This window comes from Paraburkholderia sp. (assembly GCF_035656215.1).
In the GTDB taxonomy this organism is placed as follows: Bacteria; Pseudomonadota; Gammaproteobacteria; order Burkholderiales; family Burkholderiaceae; genus Paraburkholderia.
This window is the reverse complement of record NZ_DASRSY010000077.1, coordinates 1-6,780: the sequence shown is the minus strand read 5'-3', so window position 1 is coordinate 6,780 and position 6,780 is coordinate 1. Positions and strand designations below refer to the sequence as shown.

Annotated in this window: 10 protein-coding genes and 1 pseudogene; 6 read left to right on the top strand and 5 right to left on the bottom strand. The window is 61.3% G+C overall.

From position 1 onward, the window contains the following. The 3 genes from VFE81_RS04285 to VFE81_RS04275 form a co-directional block, all read right to left on the bottom strand. On the bottom strand, nt 1-390 hold a 390-nt coding region (locus VFE81_RS04285; RefSeq protein WP_325043402.1), incomplete at its 3' end, for an MFS transporter. 52 nt (nt 391-442) lie between these two features. Then, complete coding sequence (locus VFE81_RS04280) at nt 443-1,006, bottom strand: isochorismatase family protein (RefSeq protein ID WP_325043401.1); 564 nt, start codon at nt 1,004-1,006, stop codon at nt 443-445. Between the two features lie 16 nt (nt 1,007-1,022). Then, a complete protein-coding gene (locus VFE81_RS04275) occupies nt 1,023-1,490 on the bottom strand; it encodes a MarR family winged helix-turn-helix transcriptional regulator (RefSeq protein WP_325043400.1) in 468 nt (155 codons plus the stop codon). 257 nt (nt 1,491-1,747) lie between these two features. On the opposite strand from VFE81_RS04275, the pseudogene VFE81_RS04270 reads away from it, so the two are divergent. After that, nucleotides 1,748-1,977 (top strand): annotated as a pseudogene (locus VFE81_RS04270) (glycine betaine/L-proline ABC transporter ATP-binding protein); the annotation flags it as partial. Between the two features lie 70 nt (nt 1,978-2,047). Here VFE81_RS04270 and VFE81_RS04265 read toward each other — a convergent pair. Continuing rightward, nucleotides 2,048-3,619: a tetratricopeptide repeat protein gene (locus tag VFE81_RS04265; RefSeq protein ID WP_325043399.1), complete on the bottom strand. Its 1,572-nt coding sequence runs from the start codon at nt 3,617-3,619 to the stop codon at nt 2,048-2,050. Between the two features lie 88 nt (nt 3,620-3,707). Continuing rightward, nucleotides 3,708-4,421 (bottom strand): winged helix-turn-helix domain-containing protein, encoded by a 714-nt coding sequence (locus VFE81_RS04260; RefSeq protein WP_325043398.1) that lies wholly within the window; start codon nt 4,419-4,421, stop codon nt 3,708-3,710. Nucleotides 4,422-4,425: 4 nt separating this feature from the next. Here VFE81_RS04260 and VFE81_RS04255 point away from each other — a divergent pair, with 4 nt between their 5' ends. The 5 genes from VFE81_RS04255 to VFE81_RS04235 all read left to right on the top strand — a co-directional run. Then, complete coding sequence (locus tag VFE81_RS04255; RefSeq protein ID WP_325043397.1) at nt 4,426-4,695, top strand: hypothetical protein; 270 nt, start codon at nt 4,426-4,428, stop codon at nt 4,693-4,695. Further along, the gene (locus VFE81_RS04250) at nt 4,671-4,793 is read left to right on the top strand and encodes a hypothetical protein (RefSeq protein ID WP_325043396.1); all 123 of its coding nucleotides are present in this window, start codon (nt 4,671-4,673) and stop codon (nt 4,791-4,793) included. Before VFE81_RS04255 ends, VFE81_RS04250 begins: the two co-directional genes overlap by 25 nt. Nucleotides 4,794-5,048: 255 nt before the next feature. Next, nucleotides 5,049-5,780 carry a sulfite exporter TauE/SafE family protein gene (locus VFE81_RS04245; protein WP_325043395.1) on the top strand — a complete coding sequence of 244 codons (732 nt, stop codon included), beginning with the start codon at nt 5,049-5,051 and terminating at the stop codon, nt 5,778-5,780. A gap of 245 nt (nt 5,781-6,025) precedes the next feature. Next, a complete protein-coding gene (locus VFE81_RS04240) occupies nt 6,026-6,235 on the top strand; it encodes a DUF3311 domain-containing protein (RefSeq protein ID WP_325043394.1) in 210 nt (69 codons plus the stop codon). Nucleotides 6,236-6,253: 18 nt separating this feature from the next. Further along, a partial coding sequence (locus VFE81_RS04235; protein WP_414695547.1) for a sodium:solute symporter family transporter occupies nt 6,254-6,780 on the top strand: 527 nt, incomplete at its 3' end.

Below are 6,780 nucleotides of genomic sequence, written 5' to 3'. Positions count from 1 at the left end.
GAAGGTCTGACGCGCCGGTGAATCGAACGCGGTGACGCAGCCGAGCAAACCCGCGAACACATAGACCTGCCACAGCTGCACAAGGCCGGTAACGGTGAGAATCCCGAGGCCCAGCGCCAACGTGCCCATCGCCGTCTGGGTGGCGAACAGCAGCTTGCGGCGGTCGAAATGATCGGCCGCGTAGCCGGTTAGGGGCAGCAGGAGCATTTGCGGCCCGAACTGCAGCGACATCACGATGCCCACGGACGTTGCGTTGTGATGCGTGAGTTCCGTGAGTACGAGCCAGTCCTGCGCCGTGCGCTGCATCCATGTCCCGATGTTGGAGACAATCGCGCCGCTGGCCCAGACCCGGTAGTTGAACGTGCGCAGCGAACGGAATGTGCCACTCATCGGGATATCCCCGTGTGGACGATCCGCGCTGTGCAGCGGTTCAAACAAGTGCTCATACGCGCGATTTCGCGAGCAGATCGAGGACGTCCTGCGTCGTGCCGGTCTCGCCGAGGCGCGGGAAGATTCGCGTGATGCTGTTGGTGTGAGCGTCGGGGTTCATGTCCGTCATCGCGTCGACCGCGAACGTGACGTTGAAGCCGAGTTCGTGTGCGAAACGCGCGGTGGACTCGACGCCGATGCTGGTGGCCACGCCGACCAAAACCACCTGCGTGACGCCTTGCTGGCGCAGATACGCTTCGAGATCCGTGTTCGTGAACGCGCCCCAGGTGCGCTTGGTCACCAGATGGTCCGACGGCTGCTGATTCAGTTCGGGAACGAGGTCTGCAAAGCCGGCGGGGAAGTCCCCGGTGGGACGCGACTGTTCCGCGCGGCCCGGCGCGCCGCCTGCAACGTTGACCAGCACCACGGGCAGACCGTGGCCGCGAAATGCATCCACCAAACCGGCGGAGCGTTTGACGATTTCGCCGGTGGGGTGCCCGGTGGGCAGCGCAACGATGCCTTGCTGCAAATCGATGACGACCAATGCGGTCTTTGCGTCGAGTGTGGTGAGAGCCATGATGTTTTCCTGAGCGTTACGAATCGATGAGGCGTTTGAGCAAGTCGACGCCAATCGCGAGTTGTTTCTGTTCGGCGGCGGAGAAGCGGGTCTGCATGGTGCGGAAAAGCCAGTCTTCGCGTGCCGCGCGGCTTGCCTTGATCTTCTTGCGGAAGGTGGGTGTGAGAGAGAGCACGGTTTGCCGCCCGTCGTTCGGATCCGGTGCGCCGCTCACGAGTCCGGCAGCTTTCAGAATCGAAAGCGTCTCGCCCATGGATTGCGGACGCATACCGTGAATGCGCGCGAGTGTGGTGACCGTTGCCGGACCTTCGCGTTCCAGCAGAATGAGAACCTGCACCTGCGAGGGCGTGAAATCGCCCACATGCGCTTCTTCGCGCAAGCGGCGGCGCAACTTGCCGACAAGTATGCGCAAATCTTCCGCCGTTGCGTGCAGGGCGTCGGAATCGGAGGGGGAGCGGGTGGGCTGAGTGTCGTCGCTGGACATACCGGCAGATGTGAAGGTTACCTTCATAGATTACCTTCGCATCTGCCGGGAGTCAAGTTGACGGAGTTGGCAGCGGAATGCGAGGTGAGCCGCGCATTCCGTGTTGGGCTTGAGTGATCGAGTTGACGCGCGGCGACGCGGCTTTTAGAACTTTGGCGAAGTGCCACGCGCGCCACGACCTGATTCTGCGTCGATGAGGGAGACTGCACGCCGGGGATGAATGCGTCGTCGAGAATCGAGTTGGTCGAACTGCCAGTGACTCATTCTCCGCGCTCGATCCGCTGATTCGCACGGAAATGCAGGATCAGTTGCTGCAACTGCAGGCTACGCTGAAGAAGACCATCGTGTTCATCACGCACGATCTCGATGAAGCACTGCGGATCGGCAACCGCATCGCGATTCTGCGCGACGGCAAACTGGTGCAGGAGGGCACGCCAACGAGATTCTGACGCGCCCCGCGGATGACTATGTGAGGCGCTTTGTCGAGCGCCGCTCGGATCGCGGCAGGGCCAGCCATTGATACAGTGATTGCATGCGCGCGGATATTGGGCCCGGCTTCACGGCGCAATCTCCGCGAAGTCGGGTGCGCCATCTTCAGGCGGGAGTCTGTCGTCGACCGCGAGGCCGCGGCAGTCAGATGCAGGAGCCACCGTCGCTGCAACGGTTTCGATTCCAGCGTGACGATCCGTGTTGGCGATACGAGCCGTTTCGGCTTGCATGGCGACGCTGCAACCGAGCGCCTCGAGCAGCGAGGTCGAATTCGTCGCGCGGCATTCTTTGTGCAAGTTGTCGGCCCACCTCGCAAAGCCGAGGAGCTTGCTCCGCTCTTTCTGATCCCCGACCAGTTCGGCATACCTGGCATAGGCGAGACCCGCGTGTGTCGGGTCCATCTCGATGGCGCTCACGTATTCGCGGCGCGCGCCGTTGTCATCGTCGAGCAGCTTGAGCGACTCTGCCAGATTGACGTGCGCTTCCTGGTAGTCCGGTTTCAGATAAGCGGCGATACGGAAATCGTCGCGCGCGTTTTGCAGGTCGGTCTTCGCTTCCGTGGAATGACGGTCCGGCGCCTGTCTGGCCAGTGCCAGCCAGGCGCGTCCAATCGCATTGAATGCAGCCTCCCGTGACGAATGCAAGGCAATGGATCGTTCGAACGCGCCGATCGCCAGCTTGTGGCAACCCAGTTCGCTGAGTGCGACGCCCCAGTTATAAAAGCTCCAGGACGACGGGTATTCGGCGGAGAGGCGGCTGACCGCGTTGATTTCGTCTTTGTAATCGTGATACGCCTCGTCGATCTTCGAGAGTCCGAGCAGGGCCCAGTTGTAATTCGGCTGTTCGTCTCCGCCGTCGATGATGCTCGAAAATATCCGTTCAGCCTCGGAGAAATTGCAGGCTCCGTTGCCGGCGTAGCAGCGCGTCTGGGCTTCGGCGGACTCATACGAAGCGTAGATATAAGGGCTGTGCTTCTTCAGCACATCGAGGGCAAGATTGGAGAGATTGTGCTCCAGATCGGCGATTGCGCCTTCGGGCGTGGCGAAACGATAAACCTGGCCGCGCTCCACCAGAATCAGATGCAGAACGTAGTGGTCCGGGGTGCCGGTTACGCTGCCCGAGATGGTCGAAACCGGAAGCGGCAGCGCCTCGCGCACATACTGCAGGATCGTCTTTGCAGAAATGGACGTGCCGGGCACCGAGAAATCCGGCATGTCGGAATCGAGCTTGATTTCTTCTTTGGCGGAGGCCGGTATGACGTCTGCCGCGCGCTCTTCGAGAGCGATCAGATGGCCCGCGACGAATGACTGGAACGCGTCGCTGGAGTAGCCGATTTTGGCGAACGCCTCGGGCACATAGATATTCTCGATGACGGTCTCGCGTACGGATACCAGCTTCCACAGCACGGCGCCGACAAGACACGCGCCGATCAGAAGCAGCAAGTTCAACGAAACCACGCGCAGGTTGGTCGTGAAGGTTGCGAGTTTCGCAAGGCGGTCTTCGTGCGGGGGGCTCGCTTTGCTGGACGTCGGCCCTGGCTTCTGCTCTGGCTCGCGCCCCGGATGCGGCGGATCGGTTGGCTTGACCGCTTTCAGATGCGAGGGGCGATGAGCTCCGCGATGATGTTTCTGTGCGTGCACGCTGCGTCCCCTCGGTGAGCCGGCTTCAACAAAACGAAGCTGGGAGGCGAGGATTTAACAATTGGGCGGCCAGCGTGGCCCGGGGCTTTTAAGCAGGTCCGCAGGCGTCGCGCCCGATGCCGAAATGTTTCTTGAGTCCGTCCCAGCCGAGCGCCGTGACGGTCACCGACCGCGTGGTGGGCGACTTGCGCATCCAGCCCCATGCAAGAAAGGCGTTCATGAGCCGGGCGCCTAACGGGCCCGCGACGTGATACTGCCGCTCGGTCCAGTCGAGGCATTGGTGGCCATGTTCCGTTTGGCCGACCGCCAGATCGCCGATATCGATGCCGAGTTGCTGCAGCCACGCGCAGCCGGGCGTGGTGAGCGCGTAGTGGCGCTCGCCCGCCTCGACGACGAAGCCCTGCGTGAGCATGCTTTGTGTCACCGCGACGCTGATCTGACCCGCCAGATGGTCGTAGCAGCAGCGCGCGAAACGCAGCGCCTGCGCCGAACGATTCGGCGTATTGCGCCAGGCCGGGGTGACCGGCCCAACCGACGCGAGGCTTTCAAGCACGTGCGAAACGTGCGAAACGTGCGCGCCGGCGAGCCGGTAGTAGCGATGCCGGCCCTGGCTTTCCACGCTCAGCAAGCCGCCGTCGAGCAGCTTGGAGAGGTGCGAACTGGCGGTTTGAGCGGTCACGCCCGCCGCTTCTGCAAGCGCGCCGGCCGACATGGCGCTGCCGTCGGCAAGCGTGATCAGCATCACCGACCGAACCGGCTCGGCGATCAGGTGCGCAACGTTCGAAATATTGTGCTGGCCCATTTATGTGCAATGTCCGTTTTTCCTGCTGAGTCTGTACTTCCAGTCCGCGCGTGGATGGACGCCGTTGCGGACCGGCCTGGCGTTCCTGCCATTGACCGCGATGGTGACCATCGGCAGCTTCGCTTCCAGTGCGTTGAACAGGGCGTATGGCGCGCACCGGCTCGTTTGCGGAGGCTTCCTGCTGTATGCGCTGGGTTTTGCCGGGCTCGTCGCGCTCGCAGACGATGCGCCGTATTGGCGTATTGCGCTTTGCTTTCCGTCGGGATTCGCGTAGCCGTCTATCTGGCGATCGGCCTGTCGCTGCTGGCTGCGCTGGTCTGGAGCATCGCGTTGGCAGTAGCGACGCGTTATGCAGGCAGCGACGCCGCATAAGCGTGACGGACCACGAAAAAGTGCGAAAACGAAAAATTGCGAAATAAGCCCGGTTTTGTGACCGCTTTTGATAACGGGGTGTCTGGGGGCATGTGGCACTAGTCCCGGCTGGCACCATCGAAAGGATTCCGTTGGTACTACGCGGGCGTTTGGAATCCTGCGACGATACCGGCCCTCTCCTGAAGATGTCGTCGTGCGCGGAACGTAGCAATCGATTTGACCTTCGATTCTCCGTTTATAGCGAAAAAACGACTCATGAATGTTGCCGATACCCCTTTCGTACTGGGATGTCTGGCCCTTGTGACCCTGGTTGCGGGCATGGCAAAAGGTTTGACCGGATTCGGCGGTGCGCTCGTCATGGCGCCGTTGTTCGGGCTGTTGATTCCCGCGCCCGAAGCCGGCGTGCTGATCGTCCTGATTCATTTTGCGACCTCGCTGCAAGGCGTGCGCAGCTGGGCGAGCGCGGCGCGCTGGCGCACCGTGATTCCACTCGCGTTGGTCGCAATGGCTTGCACCGCCGTCACGACACGGTGGATGGCAAGCGAGAGCGCGGTGGAGCTTCGCCGGCTCGTCGCGGTCGCCGTGCTCGCATCCACTGTGATGCACATGCGGGGCTGGCGCTGGCTTCACAATAGCGGCTGGCGGCCGACCTTCACAGCAGGCGCGATGAGCGGCGCGTTGACCGCGCTGGGCGGCATCGGCGGTCCGCCGGCTGTCTACTACCTCAACGGCATCGGCCAGGGCTCGGCGCTGCGCGCCAATCTTCTCGCTTATTTTGCGGTGCTCTATGTGGGGGTGGTGGCCCTTTTTGTCGCCGAGCATCAGGTCCACAGGCCACAGATCAGTTCACTGGTGCTGCTCGTGCCGGTGTTCGTGCTCGGTGTCTCCGTCGGGGAGCGCCTGGGTCCACGCGTGCCCGTGCGTCGGCTCGAACATCTCGTGAGCGCTTTGCTGCTGTGTTCCGGGCTGGTTGCCCTGGTCACATAAAAACGGCTTTGCCACGTTCGGGCGAGCGGGTGCAATGCCCGGCTCCGTCCCTCATGTGGACCAGGCGATTTGTTATCGCTGGTACTAGTCAGGTGCATTTTCGGCCACCGATACTGAAGTTGTCTGCTATGGCTGTCATGCCACATCCGCTCGCCACGGTCTTCCACCACCCAGTGCGATCTTTAAATGGCAGGCGGATTCGTCAGACTTGATTTCATCGATCATAAAAAGCAGACGGAGACTTCATGCTCAAGTTCCTGATTGGGATCGGCATCCCCTATATCGGCGTGATAGGCCTGCTGCCCTGGGTCGCTTCAGTGGATAGATATGTCCTGGGCGTGCCGTTCATCTATGCGTGGATCTTCGCGTGGTTCGTATTGACGTCACTCTGCCTGCAGGTGTGCTGGCGTCTGTTCGATCGCCGCGCGGACGATGCACCCCCGCAAACCCACTGAAGCAGCAGGAGAGTCAGGATGTCCACCGTTGTCTTTCTCGGTTTGATTCTCTTCTCGCTGTATCTGGCGATACGCTCCAAAAAAGGCCATGGCGCGCAAAGCGTTCATGACTTCTTTGTCGCGTCCCGGCAGTTCGGCGCGTATCTGGTTTTCTTCCTCGCCGCGGGCGAAATCTACAGCATTGGCACGATGGTCGGTTTTCCGGGAGGCATCTATGCCAAGGGGCCAACTTACGGGGTCTGGTTCCTGGGCTATATCCTGCTGGCGTATCCCGTCGGCTATTTCATCGGACCGAAAATCTGGGAAGCGGGGAAACGGTATAACGCCATTACGCTGCCCGACCTGTTTAAAGGCCATTACGGCAGCCGCGCGCTGGAAGTGATCGTCGCCGGATCGGCGATTCTGTTTCTGCTGCCTTGGGGCGAATTGCAATTCACGGGGCTCATTGCTGCGTTCAAGGGCCTCGGCTGGAATTTTCAGCCGCTCTATCTGATTCTGATTTCAGCGGTGCTGGCTTTTACGTACATCGCTATTTCGGGGGTGCG